The organism is Nocardioides sp. Z24_21, assembly GCF_058134345.1.
The window spans coordinates 989,562-1,009,374 of the sequence record NZ_JBYTTH010000002.1; the positions used below are offsets into that span (position 1 = coordinate 989,562).

Consider the following 19,813-nt stretch of genomic DNA (forward strand, 5'->3'; position numbering starts at 1 on the left):
GTCCTCACTTCACTCGGAAGGTGCGGGTCACCTTCGCCTTGCCCACGGCGTCGTTGCCAGGGACCTTTGCCACCAGGGAGTACCTCCCGGCGGGGAGCTTGGGCAGCCTCGCGCGGACCGTGCCGGCCTTGATCCGCACCTTCAGCGACGCGACCCTCTTGCCCTTCGCGGTGCGGACGAGCACCGTCGCCCTGCCGGTGGCGAGCTCGCTGACCGTCACGACGGCGGTGCCGCGCTTGCCGGCCCGGGGCCTGCTGCCCCACGTGAGCGTCGCGATGCCCTTCGCCGGCCCCCCGAGCGTGCCCGGCTGCGGCACCGGGGTGGGCGTGGGAGTCGGGACGGGCGCCGGGACGGGCGCCGGGGCCGGTGCGGTGACCGTGACCGTCGTCGTCGCGGTGCCGGCCTCGTGGTTGCGGTCGCCGGCGTAGGTCGCGGTGAGCGTGTGCGGACCGACGGCGAGCCCGCCGACGGCCAGCTCAGCCGTGCCGCCGACGATGTCGGCGGAGCCCAGGGCGGTGGCTCCCTCGGCGAGGCTCACCACACCCGTCGCGGCGGCGGGCAGCGCCACCGAGACGGACACCGGCTCGGGCGCGGTGGCACCCTGCGCCCGCACGGTCATCGCCGGGACGGCCTTGGCGACCGTCGCGGTCGTGGTGGTGGTGGCGCCGGCGGTGGCGGGGTCTCCCGAGTACGTCACCGACAGGTGCCTGGCGCCGGCCCCGGGCCTGCGCAGCCGGAGGACCGCGGCGCCGGAGTCGAGGCTGGCACGTCCCAGGACGGCCTCCCCCTCGCGGAGGGTGACCGTGCCGCTCCCCGACCCGGTCACGTCGACGGTGACGAGCTGGTCGTCGCCGAAGACGACGGCCGGCGCGTCGACCTCGACCGTGGCAGCGGAGGCGGCGAACCTGATCGGCGTGAAGGTCTCGTAGAGCGCCTGCGTCGCGCCGGAGCCCGGGTAGGTGTAGATGCCGTAGTTGCCCGAGGTCGCGGCGGCGTCCATCGCTGCCTTGTCCACGACCAGCGTCGCGGTGAAGCTGCCGTCGGGGTCGAGCACGACCGCCGACGAGGCCTGGCTGCCGAGCGCCGCGACGTCCTCGGCGCGCACGGCCCACCTGAGGCCCGCGCCACCCTGGTTCACCCGCGCCGTGGACGGTGCGCCCGCCGAGGGACGCCACACGTCGGCGTAGCGGCCGAAGGCGATGTAGGCGCCGCCGGGCTTGCCGGCGAGCGGCGGGCGGGTGCCGGTGGCGAGGGCCGGGTCGAAGCCCGTGCCCTCGACCGTCACCTCCTGCTCACCGGTCGGGAGCAGCGTCGTGCGGGTCACGGTGACCCGGGGCGCCCACGCGACGGACAGCGGGGTGGCAACCTTGCGTGCGTCGACGCTGCCGCCGCTGGAGTACCAGTACGACGCCGTCCCGACCGCTTCCTGGAAGTCGATGAACGACTGCGGGAAGGAGCCGGCCGTCGTCGGGTCGGCCGTCGACTGCGGGGTGGTGCCCGGCGCCGTGTCGACGGTGACGCCGAGGTAGTCGGGCGTGACGGTGAGCCCGCTGGTCGTGAGGTCGACGCCGGTGAGGTCGGCGAGGGTGACCTCGGTCGCGGGGAGGGCGCTCCACTGCGACTGGTCGCCCATCTGCGAGCCGTACCCGCTGAGCGTGGCGGTCAGGGTGCCGTTGCCGTCGGTGACGCTCAGCTCGGGGTCGGACACGTGGAAGAAGGACATGCCGGAGTAGTAGACGACCGTGAAGTCGCCGTCCCACGAGATGGTGCCGGTGTCCGTCGCCGGGTCGACCGTGCCGGTCCCGTTGGCGAAGGAGACCACGTTCTCCGACAGGGTGGCGCCGGCGTTGACGGTCTGGCCTGCCGCGTTGGTCCTGGTGCCTTGCCAGGTGGTGGGGGCGTAGCTGCCGTCGGCCTGCTTGTCCTCGATGGTGACGTTGCCCTCGCTGGCCGACCACCCGGCCGGCCTGCCGTTGGTCCAGGTGGCGCCCCGGTCGGAGACCGTGAGGGTCTGGGAGCCGGCGCCGGGGTCGTGCAGCCTGCCCGCGGAGAACAGGTTCCAGGTGCCCGGCGCGAAGGCGCCTCCGGTGCTCTCCTGGTTGAGGTCCCAGCGGAGCTCAGCGTGGTCGATGGTCGTGGTCGCCGCCTGCGCCGGCGCGGGGCTCGCGAGGACCGCGATCCCCCCGGCGAGGAGCGCCAGGCTTGCGATGCTGCCCACGGAGCGGCGGGTGCCGCTGTGCGCGTGCTTCATTTCTTTCCTTCCACAGGGTTGCTGACCAGGGTGGTGCTGATCAGGGTGGTCGCGAGCGCTCCGAGGAGCAGCACGCAGCCGAGCAGCCACAGGGTGTGGGTCTCGGTCTCGCCGGCCGCGGCTGCGGCCGGCATCGGGGGGTCGGAGGTGGTGGCCGGGACCTGCAGCGGCTGGACGGCCAGTGGCGTGCCGCCCACCCCCGCGGCAGCGGCGCCGGAGGCGTCCGGGTCGGCCGCGCCGGGATCGGCGCCGGCCAGCCCGTCGGGGTCCGGCGCCGTCATGTCGCCCGGGCGGGCCGTGGGCGTCGCGAGCGGGGGAGTCGTGGGGCTCGTGGTGGGGTTGGCAGTGGGCGTCTTCGTCGGTCCTTGGCCCGATCCTTGGCCCGATCCCTGGCCCGGTCCCTGGCCCGGTCCCTGCCCTGATCCCTTGGTCGGGCCCTTGGTCGGGCCCGTGGTGGGCGAGGTGTCCGAGCCCTTCGTGGGCGCGGCCGTCGGGGTGGGCGTGGGGGTCGCGACGGGCGCGCCCGCCCAGCTCACCGTGAGGGGGAGGGCCGGCTTGAAGGCGTCGGTGGCGCCACCGGTGGAGTACCAGTAGCCGGCCGTGCCCGCCCTCGCGAGGAAGTCGAGGAAGCTGCTGGGGAAGGCTCCCTTCCAGGGCCCGCCCACCTGGGTCGCCTGATCGGCGGGTGCCTGCCAGGCGACGCCGAGGTAGGCCGGCGTGCTGGCGAAGCCGTCGGAGGCGGCGAGGTCGACCTCGGCACGCGGCAGGTCCGCCAGCACGACCCGGGTGGGCGGCAGCGGGGTCCACTGCGACTGGTCGTCCATGTCGGAGGCGTGGCCGCCGAGGGTCGCCGTCAGCTGGGCCCGCTCGGGGGTCACCTCGAGGGTCGGGTCGGTGACGGTGAAGTAGCTGAGCCCGGAGTAGAAGACCACCGAGAAGGACCCCGTCCACGAGATGGTGGCGGATCCGGCGGCGGGGTCGACCGTGCCGGCGCCCGCGTCGAGCACCACCTGGTGGTTGCTGAACCGGCCGCTGGTCGGGCTGGGGATGGCCGTGCCCTGCGGGGTCGTGGTGAGCCCGGCCCACGTGGCAGCGGCGTACGAGCCGTCGGCCTGCTGCTTCTCGATCCGCACGTTGCCGTCGGCCGCCTTCCAGGCGCTCGGCGGCAGGGTCGTGCCGCCGCGGCCCGGGTCGGGCACGACGCCCGCGGACAGGAAGTTGTGGCTCTGGGGGGCGAAGGCCCGGTTGTTGGCCTCGTTGGAGAGGCCCCACCGCAGCTGCGCGCCGGTGACGGCGAACGGCTCGCCGCCCGCCGGGGCCGCTCCCCGGGCCGGCTCGACGGCCGGGGAGAAGGGGGCGACCGCGAGCAGCAGCACGGCGAGGGTCGTCAGCGCGGTGGCGGCCAGCGCGACGACCCCGGTCCGGGCGGTCGTACGACCGCGAGCGGCGGCGCTCATGCCACGGCCTCGGCCGAGACCGGGCGCCGGAGGCGGCGACGCAATCGCAGGCGCAGGACGAGCAGGACGAGGGAGCCGGTGAGAGCGAGTCCCGCGAGCGCGACGAACGCCGTCGCGGCCACGTCGCCGTCGTCGTCGGCGACCGGGGCGGCGTCGGCCGGCGACCCACCAGGGGCCGCCGCCCGCACCGGGAACCGCTCGCGCGGTCGCGCCCCGGATGCCGCGCCGACGAGCCGCAGCTCGTGGGTGCCCCCGGCGATGTCCACGGGCAGGGACATCACGCCGGCCACGTCCCCCGCCGCTCCCGCCACCAGGGGACCGAGGGCCACCACGCCGTCGTCGAGGAGGGCGAGCACCTGCTCGCCGGGCTCGAAGCCGCGCCCGGTGAAGGCGAGCGCCCGGCCGGCCTGGGCCGTCTGCCGTTCGGTGAGGACCGTCGGGCGACCGCGCCGCGCGTCGTCGCGACCGGGCGACCCGGCCCCTCCGGCCGCTCGCAGGGACGGTTCGGCCCCGGTCCCGGTCGTCCCGCCGTCGCCGGCGCTCACGGCCTCGTCGGACCGCTCCGGCGTCGGCTGCGTCTGCGTCTGGGTCGGCGCCGCGTCGTCGGCCCGGGCCGCGCCGAAGCGGATCGGGGTGAAGGTCTCGTTGCGGGCGTTCTTCAGCCCGTGCGCGCCGAAGGTGACCACGCCGCAGGTGACCGTGCGGCAGTCGACGTCGACGGGATCGCCGTCGCGGTCGACGGCTCGGAAGGTCGGTCCGGGCACGGTGAGGGACACGGTGAACCCGCCGGCCCGGGTCATCACCGCCTGCGCCTCGCCGGCGGTGGAGCTGCCGGGGAAGGAGACGAACCGGAGGTAGCCGGCGTTGTCCCCGCTCTCGGAGTCGGGGACGTAGCGGTAGTCGCGGCCGGTCACCCCGCCGCGCGAGGGCCGCCACCCTCCGCCCGCCGGGTCGCGGACCCAGCCGAACGCGACGTAGACGCCACCGAAGCCGCCGGTCACCGCTTGGAAGCCGGAGCCGCGGACCGTGAAGGTCGTCGCCCGGCCCTCGTCGGCCAGCGCCGTGCCGCGGTCGTTGCTGATGCCGACGCGGGCTTCCGCGTGTGCCGGCGTGGCGGTGACGAGCACGCCACCGAGGGCGAGGACGCCGCTCGCGAGGGCGGCGGCGTGTCGGGCGGTGCGGCGGCGGGTCAGCACGGGTCCTCCTGGGACGGCGGGTCGTCGAGGGCAGGGGCGGGCCCGCGGTCGGCGAGCACGATCGGGTCGCCGGTGCGCGGGTGGTCCACGACCTCGACCCGGTGGCGGTAGACGCGGGTCAGCAGCGTCGGGTCGAGCACCTCGCGGGGGGTGCCGGCGGCAGCGACGTGGCCGTCCTCCAGCAGCACCATCCGGTCGGCGTGGGCAGCCGCGAGAGTCAGGTCGTGGAGCACGACCAGCACGGCGGCCCCGGCGGCGGCACGCCGGCGGGCGGTGGCGAGCAGGGTCTCCTGGTGCCCGATGTCGAGCGCGGCGGTCGGCTCGTCGAGCATCAGGATCCCCGTCTGCTGCGCGAGCACGCGCGCGAAGGAGGCGCGGCCCTTCTCGCCGCCGGAGAGCGATCCGAAGGAGCGCACGGCGAGGTGCTCGACCTCGGTGGTCCGCATCGCGGCGGCGACCTCGAGGTCGTCGAGGTCCTCCTCGGGGTGGCCGCGCCACGGCGCGCGGCCCATCTCGACGACCTCGCGCACCGGGAACGGGAAGGACACGCGCTGCTCCTGCGTGAGCACGGCGCGCTCGCGGGCGAGTGCCTGGAGACGCCACTGCCGCACCGGGCGGCCGTGCACCGTGACGGTGCCGTGCTCCGGCTCGAGGTCGCCGGCGACGACCGCGAGCAGGGTGGACTTGCCGGTGCCGTTGGGCCCGACGAGGGCGAGCACCTCGCCGGCGTGGAGGTCGAGGTCGACGTCGTCGAGGACGCGGCGGGTGCCGAAGGACGTCGTCACACCTCGCACGGACGCGACGGCGGTGCCCACTTCGGCGGTGGTGTGTCGCGCGGCGGTCATGCCCACCCGCCCGACGTACGACGGGTGCGCCACAGGAGCCAGAAGAAGAACGGGCCGCCGACGAGGGAGGTGAGCATGCCGAGCGGGAGGTCGGAGTAGGCGACCAGCGTGCGCGCCGCGAGGTCGGCCACGACGAGGACCAGGCTGCCCGCGAGCACGCAGGCCGGCAGGACCAGGCGGTGGCCGGGCCCGGTCACCATCCGCACGAGGTGGGGCACGACGAGCCCGACGAACCCCACGATCCCGCAGAACGACACGGCGGCGGCGGTGAGCAGCGCGACGACGACGATCAGGCCGATGCGCAGGCCCTCCACGTGGACGCCGAGGTGGCGGGCCGGGCGTTCGCCGAGGGCCAGCAGGTCGAGGCTGCGCGCGCTGAGCAGCGCCAGGGCGATGCCGAGGACCGTGAGCGGGGCGACGACGGCGACGTAGGGCCACCGGCTGCCGTTGAGGCTGCCGAGCTGCCAGAAGACGATCTGCTCACGGGCCTGGGTGTCGCCGAGGAACATCAGCATCGCCAGCAGCGCGCCCGCCACGGCGTTGACCGCGATGCCGGTGAGAACGAGCGTCACCACCTCGGTACGACCGCCGGAGCGGGCGAGCGCGTAGACGACCAGGGTGGTGAGCAGGCCTCCGGCGAAGGCGGCGACGGCGACGGTCCAGTCGCCGGCGAAGGTGAGCCCGAAGACGATGACCGTCGCCGCGGCGACGGCGGCGCCGGACGAGACGCCCACGATGCTGGGCTCGGCGAGCGGGTTGCCGAAGACGCCCTGCATCAGGGCTCCGGCGACCGCGAGCGCGGCGCCGACCAGGGCCGCCATCGCCACCCGCGGGAAGCGCACGCTCCACAGGGTGTCGTCACCGCGGGGATGGGTGGGCAGCGGCAGCCGGTCGATGCCGAGGCGGTGCAGCAGCGACCCCGCCACCTCGTCGGCGGGGACGGCCAGCTGTCCCGATCCCGCGGAGACGACCAGGGCGGCGACGAGTGCGGCACCGAGGAGGGCGAAGAACGCCGCGAGCGCGAGCGGGCGCGCCCCGCGGACCCGCGGTCGAGGGTGCGGCTGGGGGCCTGGATGCACGGCCGGGGCGGGCCGCAGGACGGGGGCCGTCACAGGGAGTCCGGGGCGTAGAGGGCGATCGCGAGCGCGTTGAGGACGTCGGCGGTGCGCGGCCCGTAGCTGAGGACCTGGTCGTCGTCCATGGCCACGATGCGCTCGTTGTCGCCGGCCGGCGTCTGGGCGAGGGCGGGGAACCGCTCGAGCAGCCCGTCGACGCCACCGACCGAGTCGAGGCCCTTGCTCATCATGAGCACCACGTCCGGCTGGGCGGCGACGAGGCCCTCGTCGGTCAGCGGTCGCATGCCCGTCCAGCCGATCTCGGCGCTGACGTCGTAGCCCCCGACCGCCTCGACGAGCGAGTCGGCGCCCGAGTCCTGGCCGAACATGTAGTAGACGCCCGAGCTGCCGCGGACGTAGAGGAAGACGGTGCGCAGCCGGTCGGTGATCCTCGCCGGAGCGAGGCGGGCGATGGCCTCCCTGGTCGCCTCCGCCTCGGCGGTGATGCGCTCGCCGAGACGCCTGCCTTCGCGGGGCACGCCGAGCGCGTCCGCCACCTGGCTGCTCAGCGGCGCGAGGTTGTCGAGCCCGCGGTGGGAGTCGGTGACCACGACGGGGATGCCGGCGTCGCGGAGCTGGAGCACCACGTCCCAGGGGCCGAGAGAGGTGTCGGTGAGCACGACCGTGGGGTCGAGGGCGAGGATCGCCTCGGCGTTGAGCTCGTGGCCGTTGCCCGTCACCAGCGGGCGGTCGGCGATCGCGGTGAACTGCGAGGACGTGTCACGACCGACCACCCGCTCGCCCAGTCCGAGCTCGAAGACCGTCCGGGCGAGGGTGCCGTGGACGTCGAGCGCGAGGATCCGCGACACGTCGGTCACGGTGACGTCCGTGCCCTGCGCGTCGGTGACGGTGACCGGCAGGCGCGGCGTCGGGTCGTCGGCGACCGGGGCGACGTCGGCGTCGGGCAGCGCGATGTCGACCACCCCCGTCCAGGATCGCGGGTCGGCCAGCGGCTCGACGTCGGAGACCGACGGGATCGCGGTCGGGGTGGCCGGCGCCGAGGCGCTCGGCGAGGCGACGGGGGCGCAGGCGCCGAGCAGCAGCGCGGCGGCGACCGCGGTGACGGTCGCGGTGATGGTCGAGGTGACTGCGCGGCGGGCGGGCGTCGTTCCCGAGCGCCGACCACCGCCTCGGGGAACGGGGGAGTGGGACATGTCTACCTTTGGTTAGCCTTGCCTAAGTAAGCAGAGCCTAACCTAACCTTGATTCCACCGACCATCGGTCCACGGCTGCGTGTCCCGCTCCTTCCGGATGACGGCGCGACCGCGCGCGACCGCTCGCCGCACAGGTCCGACCGCTGGTCCCGGAGCGAGTGGCGCGCCCCCGCGATCGATGCGCACAGTGACGGTGGTCACACCACGGCGACCACTCACTCTCGGGAGCATCATGGACACGACACGAAGGACCCCATGCCTGCTGCGCGCGGGCGCGGTCGGCATCTCGCTGGCCGTCGCCGCCGCACTGGCAGCACCACCGGTCGGCGCGGCCGACGACGGCTCGACCCAGCCCCGCGCCGGCACCGTCACCCTCACCGAAGGCACCAACATCGCCGCGGCGATCGCCCCCGACGGCTCGGTGGTGATGGACCTGCACGGCATCCTCCACCGCGTCCCCGCGGGCGGAGGCACGACCCGGCGGCTCACGACCGTCGCCGACGAGGCGGCACGTCCCGACGTCGGCCCCGACGGCCGCATCGTCTTCCAGGCCTACCGCGACGGGGGCTACCACATCTGGACCATCCGACCCGACGGCAGCGACCTGACCCGGCTGACCAGCGGGGGCTTCGACGACCGCGAGCCCCGCTGGTCGCCCGACGGGGCGCACGTCGCCTTCTCCTCCGACCGCGGCGGCAGCTACGACATCTGGAGCCTCGAGGTGGCCACGGGCGCGCTCACGCAGTGGACCGACGCCCCGGGGCAGGAGTTCACGCCCTCCTGGTCGCCGGACGGCACCCGGGTGGTCCACGTCGCCGACAACCAGGTGGTGGCCACCGACCGCAGCGGCGCCTCGACGGTGCTGGTCGCCCGCCCGGCGCAGGGCGTCACCCTCAACGTCCCGGCGATGGCGCCGGACGGCCAGCGCGTCGCCTACGTCGAGCAGCAGGGCACGCGCGCCGACCTCATGGTCGACGGCCGACCGGTCACCCAGGGCCAGAACGTCTTCCTCTTCACCCCGGAGTGGACCGGGCCCGACGGCCTCCTCTACACCGCCGACGGCGGCATCCGCACCGTCGTCGCGTCGACCGGGGCCACCACCTCGATCCGCTTCCGCGCCGACGTCCGGCTGACCGGCCGCACCTACCCGAAGAAGCAGCACGACTTCGACTCCCGGGCGCCGCGGCGCCTCTCCGGGGTGCTCACCCCCCAGCTCTCGCCCGACGGGAAGCGGGTGCTCTTCGTCGCCCTCAACGACCTGTGGGTGATGCGGATCGGCGGCACCCCGCGGCGCCTGACGCGTGACTCCTACCAGGAGGTCAACCCGGTCTGGTCGCGCGACGGCCGCCGGATCGCCTACAGCTCCGACAAGGCCGGCACCCAGGACGTCTACGTCCGCGACCTGCGCGCGGGCACGCAGCGCCGGGTCACGGCCCTGCCCTCCGCCGAGGTCTCGGCGTCGTTCTCCCCCGACGGCAGGTCGATGGCGTTCCAGGACGAGGCGGGCGCGACGTACGTCCTCGACCTCGCGAGCGGTGACGTGCGCGAGCTGGTGACGCCGCTGTTCGGGCCCGGCCGGCCCACGTGGTCGGCCGACTCGCGGACGCTGGCGTTCGCCGCCGTCCGGCCCTACTCCCAGCGGTTCCGCGAGGGCGTGAGCCAGATCCTCGTCGTCGACGTCGCGACCGGTGCCCAGCGCTACGTCGAGCCGGGCGAGCGGCACGCGTCGCTGTCCACCCGCGGCGACGACGGGCCGGTCTGGTCGCCCGACGGCGCGCGGATCGCGTTCGTGATGGGCTCGCAGCTGCACGTGATGGCCGTCGACGCGACCGGCACCCCGACCGGGGCGCCGCGGCGGGTCAACCGCGAGGTCGCCGACGCGCCGTCGTGGAGCGGCGACTCGCGCCGGCTGCTCTACCTCTCCCAGGGCCGGCTGCGCCTCGCCGACGCCCGCACCGGCAGGGCGCGCACCGTGGAGGTGCCGCTGCGCTACCGCCCGAAGGTCTCCACCGGGCGCCAGGTCGTCCACGCGGGCCGCTTCTGGGACGGCAGGTCCCGGTCGCTGCGCCGCAACGTCGACATCACCATCGTCGACAACCGGATCCGCAGCATCACCCCGCACCGCCCGCACCGCTCGGGCCGCGTGGTCGACGCCTCCGGGCTGACCGTCATGCCGGGGCTGATGGACTCCCACGTCCACCAGGCCTACGAGTCCCGCTTCTTCGGCGACCGGCAGGGCCGGGTCAGCCTCGCGTGGGGCATCACCTCGACCCTGTCGGTGGGCGACCAGGTCTATCGCGCGATGGAGGACCGCGACTCGCTGCGCGCCGGCGCCCGGATCGGGCCGCGCTTCTACGCCACCGGCGAGCCGGTCGACGGGGCCCGGGTCTACTACAACTTCATGCGGCCCACCACGACCGACGCACAGGTGCGCCGCGAGCTGACCCGGGCGCGGCAGCTGGACTACGACTTCGTGAAGTCCTACGTCCGGCTCCAGGCGACCCGGATGGCGATGGTCGTCTCGGCCGCCCACGCGCTCGGCGTGCCGTCGTCCTCGCACTACCTCACGCCGGGCGCGATGGTCGGCCAGGACGGCACGACGCACCTCGCCGCGACCCAGCGGCTGGGCTATGCGCACACGCTCACGCCGACGGGCCACAGCTACGCCGACGTCCCGGCGCTCTACGGCCGCGGCAACCGCACGGTGACCACCACCTTGTTCACCACCGACTTCCTCACCGCCGGGGAGCTCGAGGGTGACCCCCGGCTGCGGCTGCTGCCACCGTGGAAGCGGGAGGCGCTGCTGGCGGCGACCGCCGACAACGCCGCCGAGCCGACGGACCCCGACTGCGCCTCCGCCGAGTGCATGGAGGTGCAGACCCTGCTGCGCATCCACCGCGCCGGCGGCCAGGTGCTCGTCGGCACCGACAGCCCGCTCGACAACGTCGCGATCGGGGTGCACGCCAACCTGCAGGAGATGGTCGGCTACGGGTGGACGCCGTACGCCGCGCTGCGGGCGGCGATCGTCACGCCCGCGCGCTACCTCGGGGTCAGCGACGACGTCGGCACGCTCGAGCCGGGCAAGGTGGCCGACCTGATCGCCGTGCAGGGCAACCCGCTGCGCGACGTCGAGGCCGCGTCCCGGGTGCGGATGACGATGGTGGGGGGACAGCGCCACACCCCGCGCCAGCTGCTCAAGCCGTTCCGCAGGGTGCGGGCCTCCGAGCGCGGCGACGCGCTGCCCGGGCCGCGTCCCGCCACGTCGGTGCGCAGCCGGGTGCCCGCCTCCGCGGGCAGCAGGTTCTGGTGGCACGACCCCGACGTCGTCGCCGAGCAGTACGCGCACGCCTGCGACGCCTACGAGGCGCTGGCGCACCAGGGCCGGCACGACCACTGAGGACACGAGCGGCCGCGGACCCGCCGGGGTCCGCGGCCACTCGCCGGTGGTCGGGGCGCTCAGCCCAGGGCGGCCACCGCGGCGTCGTAGTCGGGCTCGTCGCCGACCGCGTCGGTGAGCTGGGTGTGGAGCACCGTGCCGTCGGTGTCGATGACGACCACCGCGCGGGCGAAGAGCTGGTCCCAGCCGCCGCCGTCGATCGCGATGCCGTAGTCCTGGCCGAAGGAGGAGCGGAAGGCCGAGCCGACCAGGACGTCCTCGATGCCCTCGGCGCCGCAGAAGCGGGCCTGGGCGAAGGGCAGGTCGCGCGAGACGCAGACCACCGCGGTGTTGTCGAGGCCGGCCGCGAGCTCGTTGAACCGCTTCACGCTCGCCTGGCAGACGCCGGTGTCGATGCTCGGGAAGATGTTGAGCACCACCCGCTTGCCGGCCACGTCGGCGTCGGTGAGCGGCTGGAACGAGGAGTCGACCAGGTCGAAGCCGGGAGCCTTCGTCCCCACGGCGGGGAGCTCGCCGACGGTGCTGATGGTGTTGGGGCCAAGTTGTGTGGTTGCCATGACGCCAACCTACTGGCCACCAGACCTAGAGTGCCCGCATGGCCACCGCGCGCACCGCCGACCGGAGCGACACCATCATCGAGGTGCTCCGTGACGCGTTCGCCCCGCTGATGCGCGCCGACCCGAAGGCCTTCCGCGCGAAGTACCGCACGATGGCCCGCGACCCGCACGCGTTCTACCGCGGCAGCGCCTGCCTGTTCTACCGCGACGTGACGGCCGAGGAGGACGACTGGGCCGGGCACGGCGCGGATCGCATCTGGATCCACGGCGACCTCCACGTGGAGAACTTCGGCACCTACCTCGACTCCTCGGGCCGGCTGGTCTTCGACGTCAACGACTTCGACGAGGCCTACCTCGGCAGGTTCACCTGGGACCTGCAGCGCTTCGCGGCGAGCCTGGCCCTCCTCGGCTGGCAGAAGGCGCTGCCGGAGGACGCGATCCGCAAGCTGGTGTCCCGCTACGCACGCAGCTACCTCGCGCAGGTCAACCACTACGTCGCCTCCGACGACGACCACGACTTCGCCATCCGCCTCGACAACGCCGAGGGACCGGTCCTCGACGCGTTGACGCTCGCGCGGGAGGTGCGGCGCGCCGACCTCCTCGACGACCTCACGGTGGTGGAGCGCGGCACCCGTCGCTTCGTCGAGGACGCGAGCACGAGACGGCTGCCGCGCGAGGAGCGGACGAGGGTCCTGGCCGCGTTCCGCGCCTACCTCGACACGATCCCGGAGTCCAAGCGCTTCGACCGGGACCTGTTCTACGAGCTGCGTGATGTCGTCGGCAAGACCGGCTTCGGCATCGGCAGTGCCGGGCTGCCGGCGTACAACGTGCTCGTGGAGGGCTACAGCCAGGCGCTCGACAACGACGTGGTGCTGAGCATGAAGCAGGCCAACGTGCCGGCGGTGAGCCGTTTCGTCGACACCGGCGACGTCGACGCCTACTTCGAGCACGAGGGCCACCGCACCGCCGTGAGCCAGCGGGCGCTGCAGGTGCACACCGACCCGCTCCTCGGGCACACCAGCATCGACGGCGTCGGCTACGTGGTCTCGGAGGTCTCGCCCTACGAGGTCGACCTCGACTGGAGCCGGATCAACGAGCCCGCCGAGATGCGGTCGGTGGTGGACCTGCTCGGTCGGGCGAGCGCCAAGATCCACTGCGCCTCCGACGAGGACAGCGAGCAGGACCTCGTGGACTTCCAGGTCGAGACCGCGATCGCCGCCGCGCTGGAGGGTCGCCGCAACGACTTCGTGACCTGGCTGGGCGACTGGGGCATCGCCTACGCCGAGCGCGTGCGGGCCGACCACGCGCTGTTCGTCGACGCCTTCCGCGAGGGCCGGGTCGGGATCGCGTCGACGTGACCCGGGCCCGGCCGCGCGGGCGACGCGCTCAGGCGTCGACGGTGGACATGTCGCCGTAGCGGTCGCCGGTGACGGCGTCGCGCGGCACGGCCTGCTCCAGCGCGGCCAGGTCGTCGGCGGTGAGGTCGACGTCGAGGGCGCCGACGTTCTCCTCGAGGTAGCGCACCCGCTTGGTGCCGGGGATCGGCGCGACGCCGAGGCCGTCGTCGCCCTGGGCGAGCACCCAGGCGAGCGCGAGCTGTCCGGGGGTGCACCCCTTGGTGGCGGCGATCTCCCGGACCTCGTCGACGAGGGCCAGGTTGGCGTCGAGGGCGTCGCCGCTGAAGCGCGGGAAGCGGCCGGTCGCGCGGGAGTCGTCGGCCGCCAGCGACTCACGGGTCACGGCGCCGGTCAGGATGCCGCGCCCGAGGGGGGAGTAGGGGACCAGGCCGATGCCGAGCTCGCGCAGGGTCGGGATGACCTCGTCCTCGAGGTCGCGCGTGAACAGCGAGTACTCCGACTGCAGCGCGGTGATCGGGTGCGTCGCGTGGGCGCGCCGGATCGTCTCGGCGGAGGCCTCGGAGAGGCCGAGGTGGCGGACCTTCCCGGCCTCGACCAGCTCCTGCATCGCGCCGACGGTCTCCTCGATGGGCACCGACCGGTCGACCCGGTGCTGGTAGTAGAGGTCGATGTGGTCGACGCCGAGCCGCTCGAGGGAGGCGTCGCACGCGCGGCGGACGTAGTCGGGCGAGCCGTTGATGCCGACCCAGGAGCCGTCGGGGTTGCGCTCGTTGCCGAACTTGGTGGCGAGCTGCACCTCGTCGCGCCGGCCGTCGATGGCCCGGCCGACCAGCCGCTCGTTGGTGAACGGGCCGTACATGTCGGCGGTGTCGAGGAAGGTCACGCCGAGGTCGAGGGCGCGGTGGATCGTGTCGATGCCCGACTGCTCGTCGGGGGTGCCGTAGAACTCCGACATCCCCATGCAGCCCAGGCCGAGCGCCGAGACGGTGAGGGTGCCGATCTGTCGTGTCTGGATGGTCATGGCCACCACCCTTCGCCTTCGAGTGCGCTCCAGGTCAAGGGGTCGGCGCGACCTGGTGCTCGTAGAGGGCGATCTTGTGGTCGATGGCGCGGAGGTGGGAGGTCACCTCGGCGAGCTCGCGCTCGACGACGTCGCGGTGGGCGAGCAGGAGTCCGAGCCGCTCGGCCTCGGTGCCGTCGCCCGCACGCACCAGGGCGGCGTAGCGGCGCACGTCACGGATGGGCATGCCGGTGGCCCGCAGCCGGGTGACCATCTCGATCCACCGCAGGTCCTCCTCGGTGTAGCGGCGGTGACCCGACGGGGCCCGCTCGACCGCGTGCAGCAGGAGCCCGTCGCGCTCGTAGTAGCGCAGGGTGTGGGCGGTCAGCCCGCTCCGTGCGGCCGCCTCGGCGATGCTCAGGCCGGTCATCGGACCAGTGTGAGACCTGGAGCGTGCTCGAAGTCAAGCCCCGCGGGTCAGTCGCCGAGCGCGGGCCGGACCGCCTCCGCGGTGGCGTAGGGCCCGCCGACGTACTCGGCCTCCGCGTCGTCGTGCGGCCCGGGCTCGACGCGCCCGGCGTGGGCCTCGGCGTCGTCCTGCGGCTCGTAGCCCAGCCGGCGACCGGGCTCGAGGTCCCACCACGCGCGGGTGTTGGCGCTGATGCCGTAGAGCACCGCGTACCCCGGCGCGGGCGTGGTGAGCGCGGCCTCGACCATGCGCACGCAGTCGCCGTGCGAGAGCCAGGTCGACAGGCTGCGCACGCTCGTCGGCTCCTCCAGGAACGAGCCGATGCGGCACGCCACGACGTCGAGGCCGTGGCGGTCGGAGAAGAGCTGCAGCAGCGCCTCCGCCGCCACCTTCGCGACGCCGTAGTAGGTGTCGGCCCGCGGCAGGGCCTGCACGGTCAGCTCGCCGTCGGCACGCGGCGTCCGGCCCACGGCGTGGTTGGAGGAGGCGTAGACCAGGCGGGGCACGTCGTGGCCGACCATCGCGTCGAGCAGGGCCGCGGTGGTGACGACGTGGGACGTCAGCTCGTCGGGCAGCGACGCCTCCCGGGGGATGCCCGCGAGGTGCACGACCGCGTCGAGCGGCTGCGCGGCGAACGCCGCCTCGACGGCGTCCGCGTCGGCGCAGTCGGCCTCGTGCCAGGCGAACGGGGTGCCGTCGGGCGCGGGCACCAGGTCGAGGCCGACGACGTCGTGCCCGAGGTCGACGAGCCCGGCCGTGACGACCCGACCGATGCTGCCGGCCGCGCCGGTGACCAGGACGCGCACCCCGACCTCAGATCCTGGTGACGACCTGGCTGAGCAGGCCGCCCATCCGGCTGGCCGCGGACCGTCCGGCCTCGAGGACCTCCTCGTGGTTGAGCGGCTCGCCGCTCAGGCCCGCGGCGAGGTTGGTGACCAGGCTGATGCCCAGCACCTCCATGCCCGCCTCGCGGGCCGCGATCGCCTCGAGCGTGGTGCTCATGCCGACGAGGTGCCCGCCCATGATGCCGGCCATGCGCACCTCGGCGGGGGTCTCGTAGTGGGGGCCGGGGAACTGCACGTAGACGCCCTCGTCGAGCGTGGGGTCGACCTCACGGCACATCGCGCGCAGGCGGGGGCTGTAGAGGTCGGTGAGGTCGATGAAGTTGGCGCCCACGACGGGGCTGGTGCCCGTCAGGTTGATGTGGTCGGAGATCAGCACCGGCTGGCCGGGCTGCCACCCCTCCTTGAGGCCGCCGCACCCGTTGGTGAGGACGATGGCCGAGCAGCCGGCCGCGGCCGCCGTACGCACCGGGTGGACGACCGCTGCGACGCCCTTGCCCTCGTAGAAGTGGGTGCGGGAGAGGAAGACGAGCAGGTTCTTCTCGCCGCTGCGGATGGAGCGGATCTTGCCGCTGTGCCCGGCGACCGCGGCGGCGCTGAAGCCGGGCAGGTCGGTGGTGTCGATCTCGGCGGTGGCGTCGCCGAGGGCGTCGACGGCCGGGAGCCAGCCGGAGCCCAGGACCAGGGCGATGTCGTGGCGCTCGACGCCGGTCAGCTCGGCGAGCCTGGCGGCGGCCTCGGCGGCGGTCTCGTAGGGCGTGGGGGCGACGTCTGCATGGCTCACGTCGCGAACTCTAGACGGACCGGTGCCCGAGCCCGGCCCCGGCGTTCAGAGGCCGGTGGAGCGGCAGGCGCGCCGGCGCAGCGCGGCGACGTAGTCCTCGGGAGCACCCGCGGCCTCGGCCGCGTCGGCGAGGACGCCGAGGTAGGACGCCGACGGCAGGCCGCCCTCGTAGGCGTCGAGGACGTAGGCCCACACCACCAGCTCGCCGGTGAGGGTCTGCACCCGCACCTTGGTCTTGCGGTAGAGGCCGGTGTCGGCGGACTCCCAGCCGTCGAGCGCGCGCTCGTCCTCCGGCGTGACGTCGTAGACCGCCACGAACACCTGCTCGAAGGGGTCCTGCACGATCGTCGACAGGGCGCCGTCCCAGCCGTGCTCCTCGCCGCCGAACGTCAGCCGCCAGCCCGTGAGCCAGCCCGTGGAGTGCAGGATCGAGTGGGGGCAGCGCTCCCCCATGCGGGCGGGATCGAGGTTGGTCCCGTAGGCGGCGTACAGGGTCACGGGCCACACGATAACCAGCCACCACCTCGGGTGTTCCCTCTGCGCGGAGGACAACTAGGCTGGTCGGGTGACCGACACCCACTTCGACACCCTCGTCCTCGGCGCCGGCCCCGGTGGCTACGTCGCCGCGATCCGCGCAGCCCAGCTCGGCCAGAAGGTGGCCGTGGTGGAGGAGAAGTACTGGGGAGGTGTCTGCCTCAACGTCGGGTGCATCCCGTCCAAGGCCCTGCTGAAGAACGCCGAGCTGGCGCACACGCTCCAGCACGAGAAGGCCAAGTACGGCATCGAGGGCGACGCCACCATGGCGTTCGGCCCCACCCACAAGCGCAGCCGCGACGTGAGCGCCGGCATCGTCAAGGGCGTCCACTTCCTGATGAAGAAGAACAAGATCACCGAGATCGACGGCTGGGGCACCCTGACCAGCGCGACCGGCATCGACGTCAAGGACAAGGACGGCCAGACCACCGGCTACACCTTCGACAACCTGATCCTCGCCACCGGCGCCACGGTGCGCCTCGTGCCCGGCGTCGAGCTCAGCGACAACGTCGTGACCTACGAGGAGCAGATCCTCACCGACCAGCTGCCGGGCTCGATCGTCATCGGCGGCTCCGGCGCGATCGGCGTGGAGTTCGCCTACGTGATGGCCAACTTCGGTGTCGACGTGACGATCGTGGAGTTCCTCGACCGGATGGTCCCCACCGAGGACGCCGACGTGTCCAAGGAGCTGCTCAAGCACTACAAGAAGCTCGGCGTGAAGGTGCTGACCTCCACCGCGGTGAAGAAGGTCGAGGACACCGGCTCGGGCGTCAAGGTCACCATCGCGCCCGCGGCGGGCGGTGACGAGCAGGTGCTCGAGGCCGACAAGTTCCTCGCGGCCTTCGGCTTCGCCCCGCGCGTGAAGGGCTTCGGCCTCGAGAACGTCGGCGTCGCCGTCTCCGAGCGCGGGGCCATCGAGATCGACGACTACTGCCGCACCAACGTCGACAACGTCTACGCCATCGGCGACTGCACCGGCAAGCTGATGCTCGCCCACGTCGCCGAGGCGATGGGCATCGTGGCCGCCGAGACGATCAACGGCGCCGAGACGATGCCGGTCGAGTACGACTTCGTGCCCCGCGCGACCTACTGCATGCCGCAGATCGCGTCGTTCGGCTACACCGAGGCCCAGGCCACGGAGAAGGGCTACGACGTCAAGACCGCGACGTTCCCCTTCACCGCCAACGGCAAGGCGATGGGCCTCGGCGAGGCGTTCGGCTTCGTGAAGGTCGTCGCCGACGCCGAGCACAACGAGATCATCGGCACCCACATGATCGGCCCCGACGTCACCGAGCTGCTGCCCGTGATGACCCTGGCCCAGAAGTGGGACCTGACCGCCGACGAGGTGGCCCGCAACGTCTTCGCTCACCCGACTCTGGGCGAGGCCGTCAAGGAGGCCGTCCACGGCATCGCCGGTCACATGATCAACCTCTGAGGCCTGCTGCATGAGTGATCACATCGTCATCATCGGCGGCGGCCCCGGCGGCTACGAGGCCGCCCACGTCGCCGCCCAGCTCGGGGCCGAGGTCACCGTCGTCGACACCGACGGCGTCGGCGGCTCCGCGGTCCTCACCGACTGCGTGCCGAGCAAGACGCTCATCGCCACCGCCGAGCTGATGACCGACATGTCGACGGCGCAGGAGCTCGGGGTCAACTTCCACGACCTCCAGGGCGACGCGGCCACGACGATCAACGTCGACCTGGCCCGGGTCAACGCCCGCGTCAAGCAGCTCGCGGCCGACCAGTCGAGCGACATCGCGGCCCGGCTCGACCGCGACGGCGTACGCGTGCTGACCGGCCGCGGCCGCCTGGGCCCCGACCTGACGGTGGTCGCCACGACCGCCGACGGCGAGGAGACGCTGCAGGCCGACGCCGTCATCGTCGCGACGGGCGCCGCGCCGCGCACGCTGCCCAGCGCGCAGCCCGACGGCGAGCGGATCCTCACCTGGGAGCAGGTCTACGACCTCACCGAGGTGCCCGAGAAGCTCATCGTGGTCGGCTCGGGCGTCACCGGCGCGGAGTTCGCCAGCGCCTACCTCTCGCTCGGCATCGACGTGACGCTGGTCAGCAGCCGCGACCGGGTGCTGCCCGGCGAGGACGCCGACGCCTCGGCCGTGCTGGAGGACGTGCTCACCCGTCGCGGGATGAACGTGCTCGGCCGCTCGCGCATGCAGTCGGTCACCCGCGACGGCGACGAGGTCACCGTGACGCTCACCGACGGTCGCACGGTCTCCGGCAGCCACTGCATCCTCGCCCTCGGCTCGGTGCCCAACACCGCCGACCTCGGGCTCGAGGAGGCCGGAGTGGCCGTCGACGAGGGCGGCTTCATCACCGTCGACCGGGTCTCGCGCACCTCGGCGCGCGGCATCTACGCCGCGGGCGACTGCACGGGCGTGCTGATGCTCGCGTCGGTGGCGGCGATGCAGGGCCGCATCGCGATGTGGCACTTCCTCGGCGACGCCGTCGCGCCCCTCGACCTCAAGAAGGTCTCCTCCAACGTGTTCACCTCCCCGGAGATCGCCACCGTCGGCTGGTCGCAGCACGCCGTCGACGCCGGCGAGATCGCCGCCGAGGTCGTCACCCTGCCGCTGGCCGGCAACGCCCGCGCCAAGATGCAGGGTGTGCGCGACGGCTTCGTCAAGCTCTTCTGCCGGCCCGGCACCGGCATCGTCGTCGGGGGAGTCGTGGTCGGTCCCCGCGCGTCCGAGCTCATCCACCCCGTGTCGGTCGCGGTCGCGGAGTCGCTCACGGCCGACCAGCTCGCCCACGCGTTCACGGTCTACCCGTCGATGAGCGGCTCGATCGCCGAGGCCGCCCGCCGGCTGCACCACGTCTGAGTCCCCGCGCCCCCTGT

At 73.6% G+C, this 19,813-nt stretch carries 16 protein-coding genes; 4 read left to right on the forward strand and 12 right to left on the reverse strand.

All coding sequences use genetic code 11. The features are described from left to right. Positions 1 to 4: 4 nt before the first annotated feature. The 6 genes from AC3X7Z_RS11165 to AC3X7Z_RS11190 are packed head-to-tail and all read right to left on the reverse strand — an operon-like array spanning position 5 to position 8,018. Entirely contained in the window at positions 5 to 2,251 is a 2,247-nt protein-coding gene (locus tag AC3X7Z_RS11165) for an Ig-like domain repeat protein (protein ID WP_489975946.1), read from the reverse strand. Further along, on the reverse strand, positions 2,248 to 3,708 hold the full coding sequence (locus AC3X7Z_RS11170) for a hypothetical protein (RefSeq protein ID WP_489975947.1): 1,461 nt from the start codon (positions 3,706 to 3,708) through the stop codon (positions 2,248 to 2,250). Before AC3X7Z_RS11170 ends, AC3X7Z_RS11165 begins: the two co-directional genes overlap by 4 nt. Further along, positions 3,705 to 4,904: a hypothetical protein gene (locus tag AC3X7Z_RS11175; protein WP_489975948.1), complete on the reverse strand. Its 1,200-nt coding sequence runs from the start codon at positions 4,902 to 4,904 to the stop codon at positions 3,705 to 3,707. The genes AC3X7Z_RS11170 and AC3X7Z_RS11175 overlap by 4 nt, the downstream gene beginning before the upstream one ends. Then, positions 4,898 to 5,749: a heme ABC transporter ATP-binding protein gene (locus tag AC3X7Z_RS11180; RefSeq protein WP_489975949.1), complete on the reverse strand. Its 852-nt coding sequence runs from the start codon at positions 5,747 to 5,749 to the stop codon at positions 4,898 to 4,900. The genes AC3X7Z_RS11175 and AC3X7Z_RS11180 overlap by 7 nt, the downstream gene beginning before the upstream one ends. Then, complete coding sequence (locus AC3X7Z_RS11185) at positions 5,746 to 6,861, reverse strand: FecCD family ABC transporter permease (RefSeq protein ID WP_489975950.1); 1,116 nt, start codon at positions 6,859 to 6,861, stop codon at positions 5,746 to 5,748. Before AC3X7Z_RS11185 ends, AC3X7Z_RS11180 begins: the two co-directional genes overlap by 4 nt. Then, positions 6,858 to 8,018: a heme/hemin ABC transporter substrate-binding protein gene (locus AC3X7Z_RS11190; protein ID WP_489975951.1), complete on the reverse strand. Its 1,161-nt coding sequence runs from the start codon at positions 8,016 to 8,018 to the stop codon at positions 6,858 to 6,860. The genes AC3X7Z_RS11185 and AC3X7Z_RS11190 overlap by 4 nt, the downstream gene beginning before the upstream one ends. Before the next feature lie 232 nt (positions 8,019 to 8,250). Between AC3X7Z_RS11190 and AC3X7Z_RS11195 the strand changes: the two genes are divergently transcribed. Next, positions 8,251 to 11,415 carry an LpqB family beta-propeller domain-containing protein gene (locus tag AC3X7Z_RS11195; protein ID WP_489975952.1) on the forward strand — a complete coding sequence of 1,055 codons (3,165 nt, stop codon included), beginning with the start codon at positions 8,251 to 8,253 and terminating at the stop codon, positions 11,413 to 11,415. A gap of 59 nt (positions 11,416 to 11,474) precedes the next feature. Here the strand turns inward: AC3X7Z_RS11195 and tpx are convergent, their stop codons facing one another. Beyond that, the gene (tpx, locus tag AC3X7Z_RS11200; protein ID WP_186341376.1) at positions 11,475 to 11,972 is read right to left on the reverse strand and encodes a thiol peroxidase; all 498 of its coding nucleotides are present in this window, start codon (positions 11,970 to 11,972) and stop codon (positions 11,475 to 11,477) included. Positions 11,973 to 12,010: 38 nt separating this feature from the next. Between tpx and AC3X7Z_RS11205 the strand changes: the two genes are divergently transcribed. Further along, the gene (locus AC3X7Z_RS11205) at positions 12,011 to 13,330 is read left to right on the forward strand and encodes a DUF2252 domain-containing protein (protein WP_186341377.1); all 1,320 of its coding nucleotides are present in this window, start codon (positions 12,011 to 12,013) and stop codon (positions 13,328 to 13,330) included. A 28-nt stretch (positions 13,331 to 13,358) separates the two neighbouring features. Here the strand turns inward: AC3X7Z_RS11205 and AC3X7Z_RS11210 are convergent, their stop codons facing one another. The 5 genes from AC3X7Z_RS11210 to AC3X7Z_RS11230 are packed head-to-tail and all read right to left on the reverse strand — an operon-like array spanning position 13,359 to position 16,923. Beyond that, positions 13,359 to 14,351 carry an aldo/keto reductase gene (locus AC3X7Z_RS11210; RefSeq protein WP_489975953.1) on the reverse strand — a complete coding sequence of 331 codons (993 nt, stop codon included), beginning with the start codon at positions 14,349 to 14,351 and terminating at the stop codon, positions 13,359 to 13,361. Positions 14,352 to 14,385: 34 nt separating this feature from the next. Next, the gene (locus tag AC3X7Z_RS11215) at positions 14,386 to 14,760 is read right to left on the reverse strand and encodes a MerR family transcriptional regulator (RefSeq protein ID WP_489975954.1); all 375 of its coding nucleotides are present in this window, start codon (positions 14,758 to 14,760) and stop codon (positions 14,386 to 14,388) included. Between the two features lie 47 nt (positions 14,761 to 14,807). Beyond that, a complete protein-coding gene (locus tag AC3X7Z_RS11220) occupies positions 14,808 to 15,605 on the reverse strand; it encodes an NAD-dependent epimerase/dehydratase family protein (protein ID WP_489975955.1) in 798 nt (265 codons plus the stop codon). A 7-nt stretch (positions 15,606 to 15,612) separates the two neighbouring features. After that, entirely contained in the window at positions 15,613 to 16,425 is an 813-nt protein-coding gene (locus AC3X7Z_RS11225) for a purine-nucleoside phosphorylase (protein WP_489975956.1), read from the reverse strand. A gap of 45 nt (positions 16,426 to 16,470) precedes the next feature. After that, positions 16,471 to 16,923 carry a gamma-glutamylcyclotransferase gene (locus AC3X7Z_RS11230; protein WP_186341381.1) on the reverse strand — a complete coding sequence of 151 codons (453 nt, stop codon included), beginning with the start codon at positions 16,921 to 16,923 and terminating at the stop codon, positions 16,471 to 16,473. 67 nt (positions 16,924 to 16,990) lie between these two features. Between AC3X7Z_RS11230 and lpdA the strand changes: the two genes are divergently transcribed. Together lpdA and AC3X7Z_RS11240 are read left to right on the forward strand one after the other, a co-directional pair. Continuing rightward, a complete protein-coding gene (gene lpdA / locus AC3X7Z_RS11235) occupies positions 16,991 to 18,394 on the forward strand; it encodes a dihydrolipoyl dehydrogenase (protein ID WP_186341382.1) in 1,404 nt (467 codons plus the stop codon). A gap of 10 nt (positions 18,395 to 18,404) precedes the next feature. Then, positions 18,405 to 19,796, forward strand: a complete 1,392-nt coding sequence (locus tag AC3X7Z_RS11240; RefSeq protein WP_489975957.1) for an NAD(P)H-quinone dehydrogenase — start codon at positions 18,405 to 18,407, stop codon at positions 19,794 to 19,796. Positions 19,797 to 19,813: the final 17 nt, after the last annotated feature.